The 15836-nt window shown below is 34.9% G+C and carries 12 protein-coding genes; 8 read left to right on the top strand and 4 right to left on the bottom strand.

Features of this window, described 5'->3' with window-relative positions; genetic code table 11:
• Nucleotides 1-11 precede the first annotated feature (11 nt).
• Complete coding sequence (locus QWY87_RS14560; RefSeq protein WP_290292558.1) at nucleotides 12-1067, top strand: flavin monoamine oxidase family protein; 1056 nt, start codon at nucleotides 12-14, stop codon at nucleotides 1065-1067.
• Nucleotides 1068-1078: 11 nt separating this feature from the next.
• Here the strand turns inward: QWY87_RS14560 and QWY87_RS14555 are convergent, their stop codons facing one another.
• Nucleotides 1079-2626, bottom strand: a complete 1548-nt coding sequence (locus QWY87_RS14555; protein WP_290292555.1) for a serine hydrolase — start codon at nucleotides 2624-2626, stop codon at nucleotides 1079-1081.
• An 84-nt stretch (nucleotides 2627-2710) separates the two neighbouring features.
• Nucleotides 2711-3508 (bottom strand): aldose epimerase family protein, encoded by a 798-nt coding sequence (locus tag QWY87_RS14550; RefSeq protein ID WP_290292552.1) that lies wholly within the window; start codon nucleotides 3506-3508, stop codon nucleotides 2711-2713.
• Nucleotides 3509-3618: 110 nt separating this feature from the next.
• On the opposite strand from QWY87_RS14550, the gene QWY87_RS14545 reads away from it, so the two are divergent.
• Nucleotides 3619-4437 carry a DUF6090 family protein gene (locus QWY87_RS14545; protein WP_290292549.1) on the top strand — a complete coding sequence of 273 codons (819 nt, stop codon included), beginning with the start codon at nucleotides 3619-3621 and terminating at the stop codon, nucleotides 4435-4437.
• Here QWY87_RS14545 and QWY87_RS14540 read toward each other — a convergent pair.
• Both QWY87_RS14540 and QWY87_RS14535 read right to left on the bottom strand, forming a co-directional pair.
• Nucleotides 4434-5243 (bottom strand): Cof-type HAD-IIB family hydrolase, encoded by an 810-nt coding sequence (locus QWY87_RS14540; RefSeq protein ID WP_290292546.1) that lies wholly within the window; start codon nucleotides 5241-5243, stop codon nucleotides 4434-4436. The genes QWY87_RS14545 and QWY87_RS14540 overlap by 4 nt on opposite strands.
• Nucleotides 5244-5389: 146 nt before the next feature.
• Complete coding sequence (locus QWY87_RS14535) at nucleotides 5390-5770, bottom strand: (deoxy)nucleoside triphosphate pyrophosphohydrolase (protein WP_290292543.1); 381 nt, start codon at nucleotides 5768-5770, stop codon at nucleotides 5390-5392.
• Nucleotides 5771-5874: 104 nt separating this feature from the next.
• Here QWY87_RS14535 and QWY87_RS14530 point away from each other — a divergent pair, with 104 nt between their 5' ends.
• The 6 genes from QWY87_RS14530 to QWY87_RS14505 all read left to right on the top strand — a co-directional run bounded on the left by QWY87_RS14530 (nucleotide 5875) and on the right by QWY87_RS14505 (nucleotide 15836).
• Nucleotides 5875-7809 carry an ATP-binding protein gene (locus QWY87_RS14530; protein ID WP_290292539.1) on the top strand — a complete coding sequence of 645 codons (1935 nt, stop codon included), beginning with the start codon at nucleotides 5875-5877 and terminating at the stop codon, nucleotides 7807-7809.
• 2 nt (nucleotides 7810-7811) lie between these two features.
• Nucleotides 7812-8477 (top strand): DNA-binding response regulator, encoded by a 666-nt coding sequence (locus QWY87_RS14525; RefSeq protein WP_290292537.1) that lies wholly within the window; start codon nucleotides 7812-7814, stop codon nucleotides 8475-8477.
• Between the two features lie 272 nt (nucleotides 8478-8749).
• Entirely contained in the window at nucleotides 8750-9502 is a 753-nt protein-coding gene (locus QWY87_RS14520) for a response regulator transcription factor (RefSeq protein ID WP_290292533.1), read from the top strand.
• Between the two features lie 356 nt (nucleotides 9503-9858).
• Complete coding sequence (locus QWY87_RS14515; protein WP_290292529.1) at nucleotides 9859-12357, top strand: heavy metal translocating P-type ATPase; 2499 nt, start codon at nucleotides 9859-9861, stop codon at nucleotides 12355-12357.
• A 227-nt stretch (nucleotides 12358-12584) separates the two neighbouring features.
• The gene (gene glgP / locus QWY87_RS14510; RefSeq protein ID WP_290292528.1) at nucleotides 12585-14237 is read left to right on the top strand and encodes an alpha-glucan family phosphorylase; all 1653 of its coding nucleotides are present in this window, start codon (nucleotides 12585-12587) and stop codon (nucleotides 14235-14237) included.
• Nucleotides 14238-14960: 723 nt separating this feature from the next.
• Entirely contained in the window at nucleotides 14961-15836 is an 876-nt protein-coding gene (locus QWY87_RS14505; protein ID WP_290292526.1) for a helix-turn-helix domain-containing protein, read from the top strand.

The following is a 15836-nucleotide window of genomic DNA, read 5'->3' as shown; positions in this document are numbered from 1 at the left end:
AAAATTCACTCATGAAAGACACAACGAAAGATATACTGATCATTGGAGCAGGATTGACTGGATTAGCTTTGGCCTATTATCTAAAAGAAAAAGGCTTGGAAATTAGTATCCTTGAAGGGAGAAATCGGACGGGTGGACGTATTTTAACAGTAAGTAATAATGAGACGCCACTTGAAATGGGTGCTACTTGGATCAGCCCGCAACACAGCCAACTATTAGCTTTATTAAAGGAACTAAAACTTGATATATTTGAACAGAAATTAGGTGAAACAGCCATTTATGAGCCAACAACAAACAGCCCTCACCAACTTGTGCCTTTACCACAAAATCAAGAACCCAGTTATAGAATCAAAGGAGGGAGCAATTTATTAATCAATAGTTTAGCGCAACAGATCAAAACTACAGATGTAATTATGGGCTGCGTGGTAAAAAGCATTGAGGGAAGTAAAGATTTTCTATTGGTAAATACAAATCAAGGCGTATTCAAAACTAAACATGTGGTATCAACACTTCCACCCTTTCTATTTCTTAATACGATAAAAGTTAGTCCCTCATTACCAGAAGAGCTTCATGAAATAGCACAGAATACCCATACCTGGATGGGAGAATCAATTAAAATAGGACTTAGTTATTCGGATGCGTTTTGGGATGAAATGAAGCTGAGCAGTACCATTTTTAGTAACCAAGGTCCTGTAACCGAAATGTATGATCATTCAAATTTTGAACAAGATAGATTTGCTTTAAAAGGCTTTTTGAATAATGCTTATTATTCAATATCTAAGGAAGAAAGGCTTGAATTAATCATGAGACAACTTGAAAAGTACTATGGCCAAAGGGTTAGAAATTATTTGAACTATGAAGAGCTCATATGGCAACATGAAACGCTTACTTATACACCTTATGAAGGCCATTTGTTTCCGCATCAGAATAATGGGCATCAACTATATAGAAATTCATTTTTAAAGGAAAGGCTTTTTATAGGCGGTACAGAAACGGCCTCTGCGTTTCCCGGGTATATGGAAGGTGCCGTTCGCAATGCCAAAGAGATTGCTTCAAAATTGCAATAACTACAATACCATCAATTTATTTTTTTTGGTTTTAATTCGTAAAAAAAGATATCATCATTCGGAACATCAAATTCAAAGCCCTTCACTTTAAGGTTATTGTCTGCATTAATTTTGATCGTTCCAAAACTAAACCATGCCTGGTCTTCATCCCAGTGAATTTCATAAGTATCATAATGCCAATGCGTCAATTTAGCTGAAAGCAAAGGGTGATGTTCGAATTTTAAACTTAAACGATCGCCATCATTACTAATACTTATTTTGCCTACCATATCATCGTAATAATCTCCCAGAATCTTTTTCTCATCCAACGTTGGTTTGGTATCTAATACACGAGCAGCTATTCGGTCAGCGATTCTGCTGTCATTTTTTGCTTGCCGCCCATTAGTGCGTTCTAAATGCTTTTTCGACCAATCTTTTCCATCAATCCCTAAGAATTGATCCAGCGCATAATAAGTCGCTGCCATAATCGGGCTTTTTGTTCCATTGGTCAAAACAACAACTCCAAGGTTTTCACTAGGAATCATCGTCACAGCTGTGATCATGCCATCATAACCTCCAGTATGTCCTACGCGTAACTTTCCATGATAATCACTTAGACCCCATCCAAGACCGTATCCGCTAAATTGGCGCCCAAAATCATTCGGCTTAGTATGGTCAATACTAAAATTATTATGCGGTGTCCAAATCATATTTCTGGTGGCAGCAGTTAAAAGTGTATCATTTTTATGTATGCCATGATTCATATTAAAGACCATCCATTTAGATACATCAGAAACACTTGAAATAAGTCCTCCGGTAGCAGCAACCTCTTCCCAATCAACCCAGTCAATGGCAAAATTTTCATCCTTTTCTCTTTTATGAGGTGTTGCATAATTACCTTTAATCTTTAAATCATTTAAAGATGTGATACTTCGGTTCATCTCTAATGGAATCAGAATTCGTTCTTTAACATTTTCTCCCCAGCTTTTCCCCGTTACTGTTTTGATTAATTCCCCTGCCGTGATATACATTAAATTAGAGTAGCCATAGCCAGCTCTAAAATCATAGGCCTTGGGTACATATTTGATGCTTTTTATTATTTCTTCAGATGATTTGTCTGATTTATACCAGATATTATCACCGCTAAAAGTACCCAAACCTACCCGATGGCTTAACAAATCCCGGATGGTGACATGCTCGCTAACCCATTCATCGTAAACTGCAAAATAGGGCAAATGGCTTTTCACTTTATCATCCCATTTCAACTTTCCTTCTTGTACAAGCATCCCAATAATGGCAGAAGTAAAGGCCTTAGAATTAGAGGCGATGGCGTATAAAGTGTTCTCATCAGGTCCACCTTTTTTACCCGTTTCCAGAACGCCGTAGTTTCCTGTAAAAATTAATTCTCCATCTTTAACGATACCTATCGATGCAGCAGGAAGATCCCAGTCTTTAACCATTTTGGCATAATAGGCATCAAGAGCTTTCAGATCAACCTCTTTATCTGATTGACTAAAGGCCGTAAAGGAGATGAATAATGTAATAAACATTAAACTGTAAAAGGATTGTGTTGATTTCATAATATAGATTTAGCTATAGGGCAATTTAGTAAAATTGTAAACCATAATATCGGCTGAAAGCTTATTTACTCAAAAGTGTATGGATCACTTAAATGGCTTTATATTAACTTTGAAATGAGCGGTTCCATCACATGCCTTAAACAAGGATTTATCCAGAAGTTTACCTGCAGTATAGGGATAAGCGGTAATAGGTTCTATGCAAAGCATTCCCTTAACTTCAGTCCAGAGCATAAAATTATGAAACCCCTCTGTTTCGAGCTGGATATGATACCCTTGCTCTTTGATTAGTTTGATTTCAGAGCTATCCAATACTTTAAAGGCAATAGCTCCTGCATCTAAAACGTCTTGAAGCTTTATCTCTTTGTCATTGGCCATTATTTTTTCTGTATTATGGCCTGAAAGCCTGAAAGCAGGATGATACCCTAACATAAAAGGCATCCCTTTTTCACCATCGACCTCAAATTCAATGCTTAATTTTTCATCATTAAGACTGAATATTTTTTTAAATTCAAAGTCATATGGCCAGGAAAGCCATTGTTCTGAAGATTTAGCCGGATACTTCGAATTCTCAATTTTAGTGTTCTTTTTATAGACCTTTTTACAAACCAAAGTGTCTCGGGAATGATCAACCACTTCATATGCCATTTCACGCAATAGTCCATGTTGATCTTGAATAGCCTCACCCCTTTCAGTTGTTACTTTAAAATTATTGGCTTCAGTTGGGCCAATGATCGGAAACATCTCTGTATCAGCATTGCCCCATCCTCTATCTCCTTTTTGGTGTATCAGTTCTTCTCCAAACTTACTGTAACTAACAAGCTCTCCTTGATCTATAACTACTGTTGACTCTTTATCCGGGCTGGTAATAACTTGCTGGTTCATGTTACGGTTTTTCTTTACAAATATATGATTGAATTGCTACTAATTTATGGTAATCTCAACTTTTAGTTATGCAATCTGCATGCATGAAATGAGAAAAATATTCAATATTCATGAATATCGAGAAGCAAGAATTAGTCGTAATCCTTATATTTATCACTAAACTATCAAAGTTCATGATCCCCTTTTTCAGAAAAATCCGTAAAAAAATGGCAGATGATAACCGACCTATAAAGTATATGAGATATGCCATTGGAGAGATCATACTTGTAGTTATTGGTATCCTAATCGCCTTGCAAATCAATAACTGGAATCAGAACAAAAATAATGCAGACCAAGCAAATAAACATTTAGCAACTTTGAAACTGAATCTTGAAGACGACTTGAAACAGGCAGAAAATCTCCTGTCCATTTCAGACACTGCCATCCTTTTCAGTAACACTGCTTTAGAACAATTTAAAACCTTAAAACCAATTGATGATAATATTCAGATGTATATCCTTTCCTTAATGCTAGAACATAATATTGAGGTCAATAAAAGTGGAATTGACGCACTTATCAATTCAAATTCAATAACCTATATCAATGAGGAACTACAGGTGAAAATATTAAATTATTACAGACATATCGAACAATTAATTAGCAGGGAAGAAAATGCCAATACAGATATCAAACTAATGTATGAACCTTATGTAAAAGAAAATTATTCATGGATCTACAACAAAACAAATCCATGGCCCAGGCAAACAGAATTTTATAAAGATGACCCTAGAAGTATAGCAAAAATTGATGAAAAGAGCTTACTCTCTGATAAACAATTAGAGGTTATGGTATTTGGTAGGCGCTTTCAATCGATGCGGCTTCGCAATCTATACGCAACTACAATAAATCTTGCTCAGGAAATTGTGTCTGATATTGAAAAAAATAATTAAGAACAAAGCGATCCTTCCAAAAACATGGCAACCCCATCATCAATATTGCAAGCTGTTTTATGATCAGCGACATCTTTAGCTTCAGAAATAGCATTTTCAACTGCAACCCCTACTCCTACTGCACTCAACATATCCACATCATTGTAATTATCACCAAAAGCCATTACATTTTGAAGTCCTAATTCAGGGTATTGAAGACTTAACAGAGTTTCTAAGGATGTTTTTTTAGAAATACTTTTAGGAGAAATTTCGAGATAAGTTGGTTTCGATCTGTAACCAATAATTTGATCATTATAATTGCTTTCGATAAAAGCAACCAAAGAATCAAGTTCTGTTGGTTTTCCCATACACATGATCTTATGTGCTCCTTTACCTTCTGACTTCCACTTTTCAAGTGTCATCTCGATTGCCTGTAATACAGGCACTACCTTTGTATTATTGCTTTCACGATTGGCCCAAAAATCCATTCCCGGTACATACCATTCTCTGCCATGATACAAACTACTGTGGATTTCAGTGTCTGAGCAAAAATCGACCAAGGCCTTGGTAATATCCAAATTTATTTCTGTACTGTGAACTACTTCTTCCCCTTCAATTATTAATCCACCGTTATAACAGATCAGTGGCAGATGTGTAATATCCAATTCTTCCTGTAAATGTTCCATAGCCTGAGGCATTCTTGAAGAGATCAAAATAAATGGAATAGGTGCCATGTCTTTAATCACTGCAATGGTCTTTGTAGATAATTCACGGTCTTTATTCAACAAGGTTCCGTCAATATCAGAACAGATCAATTTAGTTTGCATGGAAACGGGTTTAATTGGAGCTTATATTCAGGAAAGATTTTAATACTATAAGGCGCTTGAAATTTCGTGCAAATATAGGTCTAATTAGCGGTTTTAAAAGCATAAAAAGGTAATAAATCACCATCCTGAGCCTTGTACCTATTTCTTCAATTTCTAATTAGATGATCAATAATAGGAAGGTCTGCCCCTGACATATGATAAGCCTTCATTTGAGCAGCGGTAACCCAGGCAATTTCATCATGTTCAGACAAGGTGAATTCACCACTTAAATGAGTTGCTTCATAGGCCATTAATTCTATTTTAAAACGCTTATAATCATGGATTGCACTCATAATATACGGACCTATTCTAGTCTTAATATTTAATTCTTCAAAGAGCTCTCTTTCCAAAGCAATTTCAGGTGTTTCACCTTCCTCAATCTTACCTCCAGGAAACTCCCACCTTCCACCGTGTGCCTTATGTGATGCTCGTTTGGCAATCAAATACTTATTTTGTTTTTTAATAATGGCGGCTACTACTAATATCAAAATTTACGTTTTTATGAATAGCAAAAAAACAAAAATATTCAATGCCAATTAACAATATCATTGTAAACATTTATTTTATATTAGCCACGCTATAAAAATATCCTATGCATCATTTTCTGAAATTGAATTTATTATTGCTTTGCATTCTCTGTGTTGCTTGCCAAAATGAACCAAAACTAGAAAACAAAAAAGAAGTACTTGGTTTCAATGAAAAATTCAATGATGCTTATGTACAAAGCAAGGATACTTCATTTGATCATATGTCTAAATTGCGTGCAGCAAACCGTGCCTATGGTTTGGCAAATAAACAAGATTCAGATAGTCTGTTGATCCTCGCATTGCATCGCAAGACCCTTTTGCATAATAAACTAAAGCAACGTGATAGTGCTATTTTATATTCCAAAGAACTTTTAAGTATAGTCGAAAATATCAATGATTCAGTTGGAATCGGGAAAGCTTATTGGAAATTAGGATATTATAATGATTTGGCTTCTCTTAAAGATTCGGCATATTATTTTTACAACCAATCAAAAAAAATACATGAAGCCTTAAAGGATAGTGCCCAGGCTGGTCGAACATTGCTAAATATGGCCATTTTACTGTCTGATGCCGGAAGCTATACTCAAAGCGATGAGATCGCTATTGAGGGCCTTACTTTTTTACAGAACACGAATGAAGAAGTTTCCAAAGCGAGTATTTTGAATTGTATAGCTATTAATGGTAAAAAGCAAAATCAATTTGAGGAATCTTTATATTGGTATAAGCTGGCTATCGAAACAACAAATAATATAAAGCATAGAAACATTTATCTTAATAACATTGCAAATATTAAACGAATTAAAGGCGAATTTATTGAAGCCATTAGACTCTATGAACAGATAATAGCAGAACCAGCAATAGTAAATGACACAAAAGAATATGCCCGAATTTTGGATAACCTTAGTTATACCCAATGGCTCTTCAACAAAAATGAATCTTCATTAATTGGGATGAAAAAAGCGCTTTTATTGAGAGAAGAAGCAAACAATAATTCAGGCCAAATTACAAGTCATGAGCATTTGACCGAGTACTATTTGGAAACAGATCTGGCTAAGGCAAGAGAACATGCGAATAAGATGCATGATTTGACATTGAAATCAGATGATGTTGATGATCAGTTAGGGGCCTTAGATCTATTAATGCGTTCATACGAAAATCAACCTACGATCTACAGCAGCTATGCAAAAGCGTATATGTCACTTAGCGATAGTATACAACAAGTCAGAAATAAATTGTCAAACAAATATGCTAAGATTCGATTCGATGCTACTCAAAACAGGGCTGAAAATGAGATGCTAAGAACCAGAAGTGCAGAAGAACAACTGGCCCTCGAGAAATCTAAGCGAATGAATAGTGTCTATATTGCAATTGGTGTTATTTCAATCTTTGTTTTTGCATTCATTCTCTTGCTTTCACGAGAAAGGTACCAAAAAGAAAAACTGCAAGAAGTGGTACTCACTGAGTCAAGGATTTCAAAGAAGGTACATGATGAAGTGGCCAATGATTTATACCAGGTCATGACTAAATTAGAAAAACAACCTACTGAAAGAGATGCTTTACTTAATGACTTAGACAGTATCTACAACAAGACACGTGACATATCAAGAGAAAATAATGCTTTGGACCTTGAACAGGATTTTGGAGAATTACTCAGTGATTTATTAATGAGTTATAAAAGTGATGAGGTTAATATCATTACAAAAGGATTAAAAAAAGTATCCTGGAAAAAAACCAATTCCTTAAAAAAAACGGCCATATTCAGAGTGATTCAAGAATTGATGACCAATATGAAAAAACACAGCGAGGCGCAAATAGTGATCCTTAGCTTTGATGAAGTGAAAAATAAAATTCTTATAAAATACAGTGACGATGGCGTTGGATGCCAGTTAAAAAAGAATAATGGTTTACTCAATGCGGAAAACCGTATTACCAGCCTGAGAGGAAAGATTACCTTGCAATCTGAAAAAGGTAAAGGATTTAAAACAACTATAATCATTTAGTTATGTTCAGTAAAGTTTTAGTAGCAGAAGACATGGATGATATCAGCAAAGGCGTTGTAGAGACGTTGTCTGAACTCGGTGTCTCTGAAATTCAGCAAGTGCAATATTGTGATGATGCTATTCTTAAAATAAAAAAGGCAGAGCTTGATGGACAGCCATTTCAATTACTCATTACTGACCTTTCTTTTAATAAGGATCATCGCGCTCAAAAAATAACTTCAGGTGATGCGCTGGCTGAACTAATTAAAAGGGATTATCCTCATATAAAAGTTATTATGTATTCTATTGAAGATCGGGCTCAAAAAGTAAGACAAATGATTCAACAGCTAGGTATCAATGCCTATGTTTGCAAGGGGCGTCATGGCTTAAAAGATCTGGCCAAATCAGTGGAGCAGGTTTTTATGGATAAGGTTTATTTATCTGATCATATTAGCCACGCTTTGCATCCTCAACACGATTTTGAAGTGCAAGAGTTTGATTTGATTTTGCTCGAAAAACTCTCTAAAGGAAAATCTCAGGAAGAGATCAGTACAGAACTTAAACACCATAATATCAGCCCCTCAAGTCTTAGTTCTATTGAAAAAAGACTCAATAAACTTAAAATAGAATTTAAGGCTAATAATGCGATACACTTGGTAGCAAAGGTTAAAGATTTGGGTCTTATCTAATTTCAAACACAATACATTATTTTTCTTCATGGCTTACGGCATCCCGTAAGGTGTAATCATGCTTTCAAACTATTTTTGGTACTTGAACTGAAGCTTTGATCAATAAGGTAAGTTATATAACCCTTTATGATTAGGAAAAAGGATCGAAATGCCTTTGCATTGCGAGACACAAGGGGTTTTCCAATTCTGTTGTAATTTCATTCCCTCATGCTTTTTAGTGCAGCATTAGGGAAATCCCAAGTCTTCATTTCAAATCAATTCTTGATGAACTTATGAAAGACAAAACCCATTCAACAGCAATAGAGTTATTTGACGCTAGAGAACGTGAACCTCTAATTAACATTGAGGGAAGGGTGTCTCATTTAAACAAAATTAACTCTCATTCTCAAGTAAATCATTTTAAAGACGAGACTTCTGTCATCATTGACTTGAAAAATGGATCTCTTTCTAATCAAGTAAGTTTATGCAAATTGCTAGGCTACTCCAAGGCGCCAAAGTCATTACAGGATTTAAAAGCGATCTGTGATAAGGATCATCTCTTCCATGTTAAGCACGTATGCAAAACATATCTTGATTATTGTAAAAAAAATCTATTGATTCAAGATTTTTCGTCGCTGAGTATCACTTTTAAAATGCGAAAAAATAATGGGTCTTTTATTAAAACACTCTGTCAGATCAGTGTCTGGGAAAGTCACGAGAATCAGCTAACCAAGCTTTTGATAAAGTTTATAGATATTAATTTTATATCACCCGAATCTAATTTAGCCTGGACACTGCAGGCAGATGCAGCAAATAGATTGAATTTTAAGAACCTTGTTGCCACAAAATATATCAATACATTTTCACCGCGAGAACTTGAACTTATTAAGGAAATCTGCAGCGGTATAAGCAATACTCAAATTGGAAAAAAACTGTTTATCAGTAGTCATACCGTTGCAACGCACAGAAAAAATATTTTTAAGAAATCCAGCTGTTCTAGTGCAGCTTCTCTTTTCAGCTATTGCAGGCAAAGAGGGTTGATTTAATCATTACCAATCTGCTATATTTTTACACAATTGTTCATTAATTTATTTCGATAAAACCTAATTGATCTGAAAATCTCAATTAGTTTTTCATCTACTTCGCATATTGAATCATAACGAACCAGCTAATTACTATATGAATTAGCTTTAATGAAAATCAGTGCTGTTAAACAAGAACAATTCAATAAATTGCAGAAAATTTAGTATCCCGTCATTCATGGAAAGTTTTGAATTTGAAATGATTCAACGCATTGAGTTTCTTGATATATTGTTATAAGACTAATGTTTCTATCTTCGATAGATCATGTAACTAAAAACAATTATCAAACATCCATGATTCATTATGTAAATCATTAATGATGAAAGAAAGTTATCAAATACAAGGCATGTCATGTAATGGTTGTAAAAACCATGTTGAAAAAATATTATCTGCAGTTGAAGATGTACAGTTTGTCAAAGTAGATTTAGATAAAAAATCTGCTCAGATCGAATCTATAAGCCCGATTTCAATTGATAAATTTAAAATGGCACTTAGAAACGATGGTGCTGCTTATACAATTCATCCTTTTGGAGAATCTTTAAATAAGACCTCCCAAAAACCAGAAATCAAGAAAGGAAGTACTACAGGAAAGTTTTATTGCCCCATGCATTGTGAAGGGGAAAAAATTTATGATGCTGCTGGAGATTGCCCGGTATGTGGGATGGACCTGGTAGAAGAAATTCAGCTAAACCCTACTTCGGCTCTTTCATATATTTGTTCAATGCATCCAGAAATTATTGAAGACCAACCTGGAGCCTGTCCTATTTGTGGTATGGATCTTATTTTAATAGAACCAGATGCAAGCGCAGAGGAAAAAAATTACCTGGAATTACTGAGAAAACTCTGGATCTCCGTTGCATTTACATTGCCAATTTTTTTGATTGCAATGTCTGAGATGATTCCTGATAATCCACTTTTTAAGTTATTAGACCAGAAATATTGGAATTGGTTACAATTGCTGCTATCGCTTCCAGTTGTGTTTTATACAACTTGGATGTTTTTCCAGAGAGCCTATAGGTCAATAATGACTTGGAATTTAAATATGTTTACCCTAATTGGGATAGGTGCCGGAATTGCCTGGCTATTTAGCGTTTTTGCAATGCTTTTCCCTGATTTCTTTCCAGAACAGTTTAAGACTGAAAATGGAACAGTGCATGTATACTTTGAAGCAGCAACTGTTATTCTTACCTTGGTATTATTGGGCCAAGTTCTTGAGGCAAGGGCACATAGCAAAACCAATAGCGCGGTAAAAGAATTATTAAAACTTGCGCCAAATACGGCTTATTTATTTAAGAATGGTGTAGAAAAAGTAATTGGAACAGATCAAATTCAATTACAAGATGTTTTAAGGGTTAAACCCGGAGACAAAATTCCTGTTGATGGTATTATCATAGAAGGGAGTAGCATCATCGATGAATCTATGGTTACAGGTGAACCACTTTCTGTTTCAAAAAGTATAGGCGATGTTGTTAACAGCGGTACCATAAATGGTAACCAAACATTTTTGATGAGGGCTGAAAAAATTGGAGCCGACACATTGCTTTCGCAGATCATACAAATGGTAAACGAAGCAAGTCGCAGCAGGGCTCCCATTCAAAATTTAGCAGATAAAGTGTCGGCTTATTTTGTACCTATCGTGGTGGCTATTTCAGTGATCACTTTTGCCGTCTGGGCCATATGGGGTCCTGATCCTGTTTATGTATATGCCCTGGTAAATTCAATTGCGGTTTTAATTATCGCCTGTCCATGCGCCTTAGGGCTTGCAACCCCTATGTCAGTGATGGTAGGTGTTGGCCGCAGCGCACAAAGTGGCGTTTTGATCAAAAATGCTGAAGCATTGGAAAAAATAGATAAAATTGACACTTTGATAATTGACAAAACCGGAACCATTACAAAAGGCAAGTCTTCTGTTGAAAAGATCGCTGTTTTTGATAATGGATATGAGGAGGGTGAAATTTTATTATACATGGCATCATTAAATCAAATGAGTGAGCATCCGTTAGCAGAAGCCATTGTAAACTACGCAAAGAAAAAGGATATAAAACTGTTAGAGGCTGATCAATTCAAGTCAATTACTGGCATGGGAGTTCAGGCCCTTATTAATGGAAAGGAAATAATACTCGGAAATGATAAAATGATGGCATCTGTAGGAGCTGGTTTATCTGAGAAACAACATGATAAGGCTGCACATTTTCAAAAGCAAGGGAAAACCGTTTCATTTATAAGTATTAGCGGCTCTGTAAGAGGGTTTGCTGTAATAAGTGATCCTATTAAAGATACCAGTGCAAAAGCAATCAAAGAACTGCAAGATCAAGGAATAGCAGTTATTATGCTCACAGGTGACAATGAGAATACGGCTAAATACGTTGCTGAATCCTTACAATTAACATCATATAGAGCTTCTTGTTTACCAGAAGATAAATTGAAAGAAATTGAAAAATTACAAAGTCAAGGTCATGTAGTGGCTATGGCTGGAGATGGCATCAATGATGCACCTGCACTGGCAATAAGTGATGTCGGAATTGCCATGGGTACCGGAACTGATGTGGCTATTGAAAGCGCTACTATTACTTTAGTAAAAGGAGACCTTCAAGGGATTGTAAAAGCAAAGAATTTAGGCCATCAAGTGATGAAAAATATCAAGCAAAATTTATTTTTTGCATTGGTCTATAACACGATAGGTGTTCCTGTAGCAGCTGGAGTACTCTACCCTATTTTTGGTATTCTTTTATCGCCAATGATTGCAGCTTTGGCCATGAGCTTCAGTTCAGTATCTGTTATTGCCAATGCATTAAGATTAAAAAATATTAAAATCTAGGCCGCTGTTGTATTGATAATTTGGTTTGCTTTGAATGCTTATCTTATTTTCACATCTTTTCTTAATAACATAAACCAATTCCTTCTTTTGAACTCTTCAGCATTTAAAGGAGTTCTAGCATGCTCTAAATTAATTTATTATTAAAAATTTAACTAAATATTCTCTCTAAGAATATATATATCGATACTACATTATTCATTATATTTGCAACTTAATTTTTTTTAAACATGGAAACAATCACAGAAAATAAATACAGCACTTGGTACCATCCTTATAAACCTGCTGCTGCATATAAGAAAAGGGTAGCCTATTTCAGTATGGAATTTGGTATAGACCAAGCATTCAATATCTATTCAGGTGGACTTGGCTTTTTAGCTGGTTCTCATATGCGTTCAGGATTTGAGCTAAAGCAAAATATGATCGGCGTCGGGATGTTATGGAAATATGGCTACTACGATCAAAATAGAAATGATGACCAAACACTTAAGGCAGATTTTAATGAGAAAGTATTTGACTTCTTAGAGGATACTGGAATTGAAGTAGAGGTTAAGTTACATGATAATCCACATGTTAAAGTAAGAGCTTATGTACTTAAGCCAGAAATATTTGGAACAGTCCCAATGTACTTTTTGAGCACTGATGTAGACGGTAATGACCATTTATCCAGAACAATCACAAATCATTTATATGATGCAAACGAAGTAACTCGCGTTTCTCAAAGTATCATTTTAGGTGTGGGTGGAGCCAAAGTTGTGGAAGCTTTAGGCGGTTCAGATGTTTATCACTTGAATGAAGGTCACGGACTTCCTGCTTTTTACTATTTAAGAGATCAGGGTGTTAAAAAGAATCAGTTGGTATTTACAACACATACACCTGAAAAGGCCGGGAATGAAGAAAGAGAAGCACGTCATTTAAACAGATGTGGATTCTTCGGAAGAAACTTGTCAGAAGATGAGTTGCAAAAAGAAATGGTAAATGGCGGTATGATTAATTATACTGTTGCTGCTTTAAGAATGGCGAAAAAAGCCAATGCCGTGTCTAAACTCCATGCAAAAGTGGCTAAAGACATGTGGAAAGACTACCCTGGAACTTGTAATATTATTCCTATCACTAATGCCCAGAATCAGAGTTTTTGGCAAGATAAAGTCATCAAAAGGACTTGGGAGAGAAAGCAGGTAAAAGCATATCAAAAAAGAAAACTGGAATTAAAACAAGATCTTTTTAATGAGGTAGCACTTCAAACCAATAAAAAGATGGACCCTAAAGTACTTACCTTTGTTTGGGCACGTCGTTTTGCAGGTTATAAGAGAGCCGACCTCCTACTTCATGACCTTCAAAGATTTGAAAGGTTAATTTCAAACGAAAAATACCCCGTACAGATTATCTGGGCAGGAAAGCCTTATCCTTATGATTATTATGCCATTGATATATTTAACCACTTGGTAAATTATTCAAAGCAAAAGCCAAACTTGACAGTTCTTGTAGGGTATGAAATGGACCTTTCAAGAAAACTAAAAAACGGGTCTGATATCTGGTTAAACACACCTAGAATTACACGTGAAGCTTCAGGTACCAGCGGAATGACTGCTGCAATGAACGGATCAGTAAATGTATCAATCAACGACGGATGGATTCCTGAATTTCAAAAAAATGGTAAAAACAGTTTTATACTTCCTGAAGTAGATTACAAATTACCACATTGGGATCAAGACAAAATGGACGCTGATAATTTATACGATATTCTTGAAAACGAAGTGATCCCAACCTATTACGATAAGCCTGAAAAATGGCAGGAAATTGTATTTAATGGTATTGATGACGTAATTCCAGAATTCACAAGTCATAGAATGGCAGATCAGTACTATAAGAAACTGTTCTAATCCAGCATAAAACACTTCATAATATAAGGTTGTACATCAGAATGGATGTGCAACCTTTTTTTTTGCGAACCCTTCGGAGGTGAACCCTTCACCTCCCACCCGGTCGGAATTCGAAATTCTCCTTTCAGCGTTAGTTGTTCAAGTAAAATTTGGATTATGTACACAAAAAAACCTGATAGAAAAATCTATCAGGTTAGGTTAGTTTCAAAACTTTTCCCCCGAGTATTTTGAAACGCAACTCGAAATTACGAATTTTTTTCTATTATGTACTAAATACACATTAAAAATGTTTAAGAATTATGAACAAAAAAGACCAATTCATTAAACAGACTCTTAATCAACAACTTATGTGTTTCAATAAATTCTAACCCCTTAAATTCTAAGGTCTTTGAGCATAGAATACAAGTAAAATTATGGATTAAAAGGAGTGGAATCAGGTTCAATTTCCTCTTGTTTTTGTTAATAATTCTATGTTTTTTTAACTCATTTAGCAAGCGTTTTTTTTCCGAACTTGAAAAGTGTAATAATTCTGTTCAACTTTTAAAACTGCTGTCTAACCTTTTAATCCATAATCAATTAAGTTTTTTACTTACGATCATAATAACCAAATACATTAACATATTGCTATGATTTAGATTGAGTTTTAACAGGATTTCTTACGTTATCGTCAGAACGTTGAGGATATGATAAAAATGATTATTTTTAAGTCTTAAGAAAGCGTTTATGAAACAATACTTTTCAATAGGTGAACTTTTTATTGATTATCGACAAGAGCATGATTTATCTCAAATGGATTTGTCTTCTTTGATAAATGTAGATGTACGCACTATACAGCGTTGGGAAAAAGATATAACACTCATTAAACCAGACAAAGAGAAGGAGATCGTAGAAGAAACCTTACTGCCATATCAACTCATTCGAAATTTAAATGCAAACGTCCCCATCCCTACTTATTATGATTTTAGGATACGAAAATACGCACTCAACAAATTGAACAATGACTTACCGAATGCATTTTGGCTAAAAGATAGAATGAAAGAGTTTTCGAAAAGAATTCGAACCATCGAATTAGAATCCGACCTGGAAGTATTAAAAAAAGACCTTTTGCTTCAAAAAAACAACCAGGATCTTATTTCCAGAAATGTTTTGTCAAGGGCTATTGAGCTGATACCAGAACTGAATCTGATCATTATGGATGATTTTCAAAACTATTCTGGGCATAGCATTGTTTTACCACTAAGCTATGACGTTTATCTAAAATTAAAATCTCGGGAAATAAGGGATACAGAAATTACGGTTTCAGATCTTGTTAATTACAAAACCCAGGAAAAACCAGTTTTTTTTAATTATGATTTTACTGCAGATTGCAATGATAATGTTTTTTATTTAGCACATCAGTATCTGAATTTTTTCAAAAATATTGCTAATACAGATTATGAATTTTGCTCTTATACCATGCGCTATGATTCCTTTAAAATAAATCAACAACTTGGCTTGGAATTACTATGGGAAGATTCAATTCAAAAAGATAGTTTAGGACTTGAATTCCACCCCAGATTCTACACAGGTAATTTTAATAATTATCTTTCTAAAGAATAA

Source organism: Lutimonas halocynthiae (assembly GCF_030409835.1).
In the GTDB taxonomy this organism is placed as follows: domain Bacteria; phylum Bacteroidota; class Bacteroidia; order Flavobacteriales; family Flavobacteriaceae; genus Lutimonas; species Lutimonas halocynthiae.
The sequence above is the reverse complement of the archived record's forward strand: the minus strand, read 5'-3'. Positions and strand labels throughout refer to the sequence as shown.

Coding starts and splice junctions, on each gene's coding strand:
- QWY87_RS14555 (WP_290292555.1), bottom strand. CDS start 2,626: ATGAAATCAACACAATCCTTTTACAGTTTAATGTTTATTACATTATTC.
- glgP (WP_290292528.1), top strand. CDS start 12,585: ATGGAAACAATCACAGAAAATAAATACAGCACTTGGTACCATCCTTAT.
- QWY87_RS14505 (WP_290292526.1), top strand. CDS start 14,961: ATGAAACAATACTTTTCAATAGGTGAACTTTTTATTGATTATCGACAA.
- QWY87_RS14560 (WP_290292558.1), top strand. CDS start 12: ATGAAAGACACAACGAAAGATATACTGATCATTGGAGCAGGATTGACT.
- QWY87_RS14525 (WP_290292537.1), top strand. CDS start 7,812: ATGTTCAGTAAAGTTTTAGTAGCAGAAGACATGGATGATATCAGCAAA.
- QWY87_RS14550 (WP_290292552.1), bottom strand. CDS start 3,508: ATGAACCAGCAAGTTATTACCAGCCCGGATAAAGAGTCAACAGTAGTT.
- QWY87_RS14515 (WP_290292529.1), top strand. CDS start 9,859: ATGAAAGAAAGTTATCAAATACAAGGCATGTCATGTAATGGTTGTAAA.
- QWY87_RS14530 (WP_290292539.1), top strand. CDS start 5,875: ATGCATCATTTTCTGAAATTGAATTTATTATTGCTTTGCATTCTCTGT.
- QWY87_RS14545 (WP_290292549.1), top strand. CDS start 3,619: ATGAATATCGAGAAGCAAGAATTAGTCGTAATCCTTATATTTATCACT.
- QWY87_RS14540 (WP_290292546.1), bottom strand. CDS start 5,243: ATGCAAACTAAATTGATCTGTTCTGATATTGACGGAACCTTGTTGAAT.
- QWY87_RS14520 (WP_290292533.1), top strand. CDS start 8,750: ATGAAAGACAAAACCCATTCAACAGCAATAGAGTTATTTGACGCTAGA.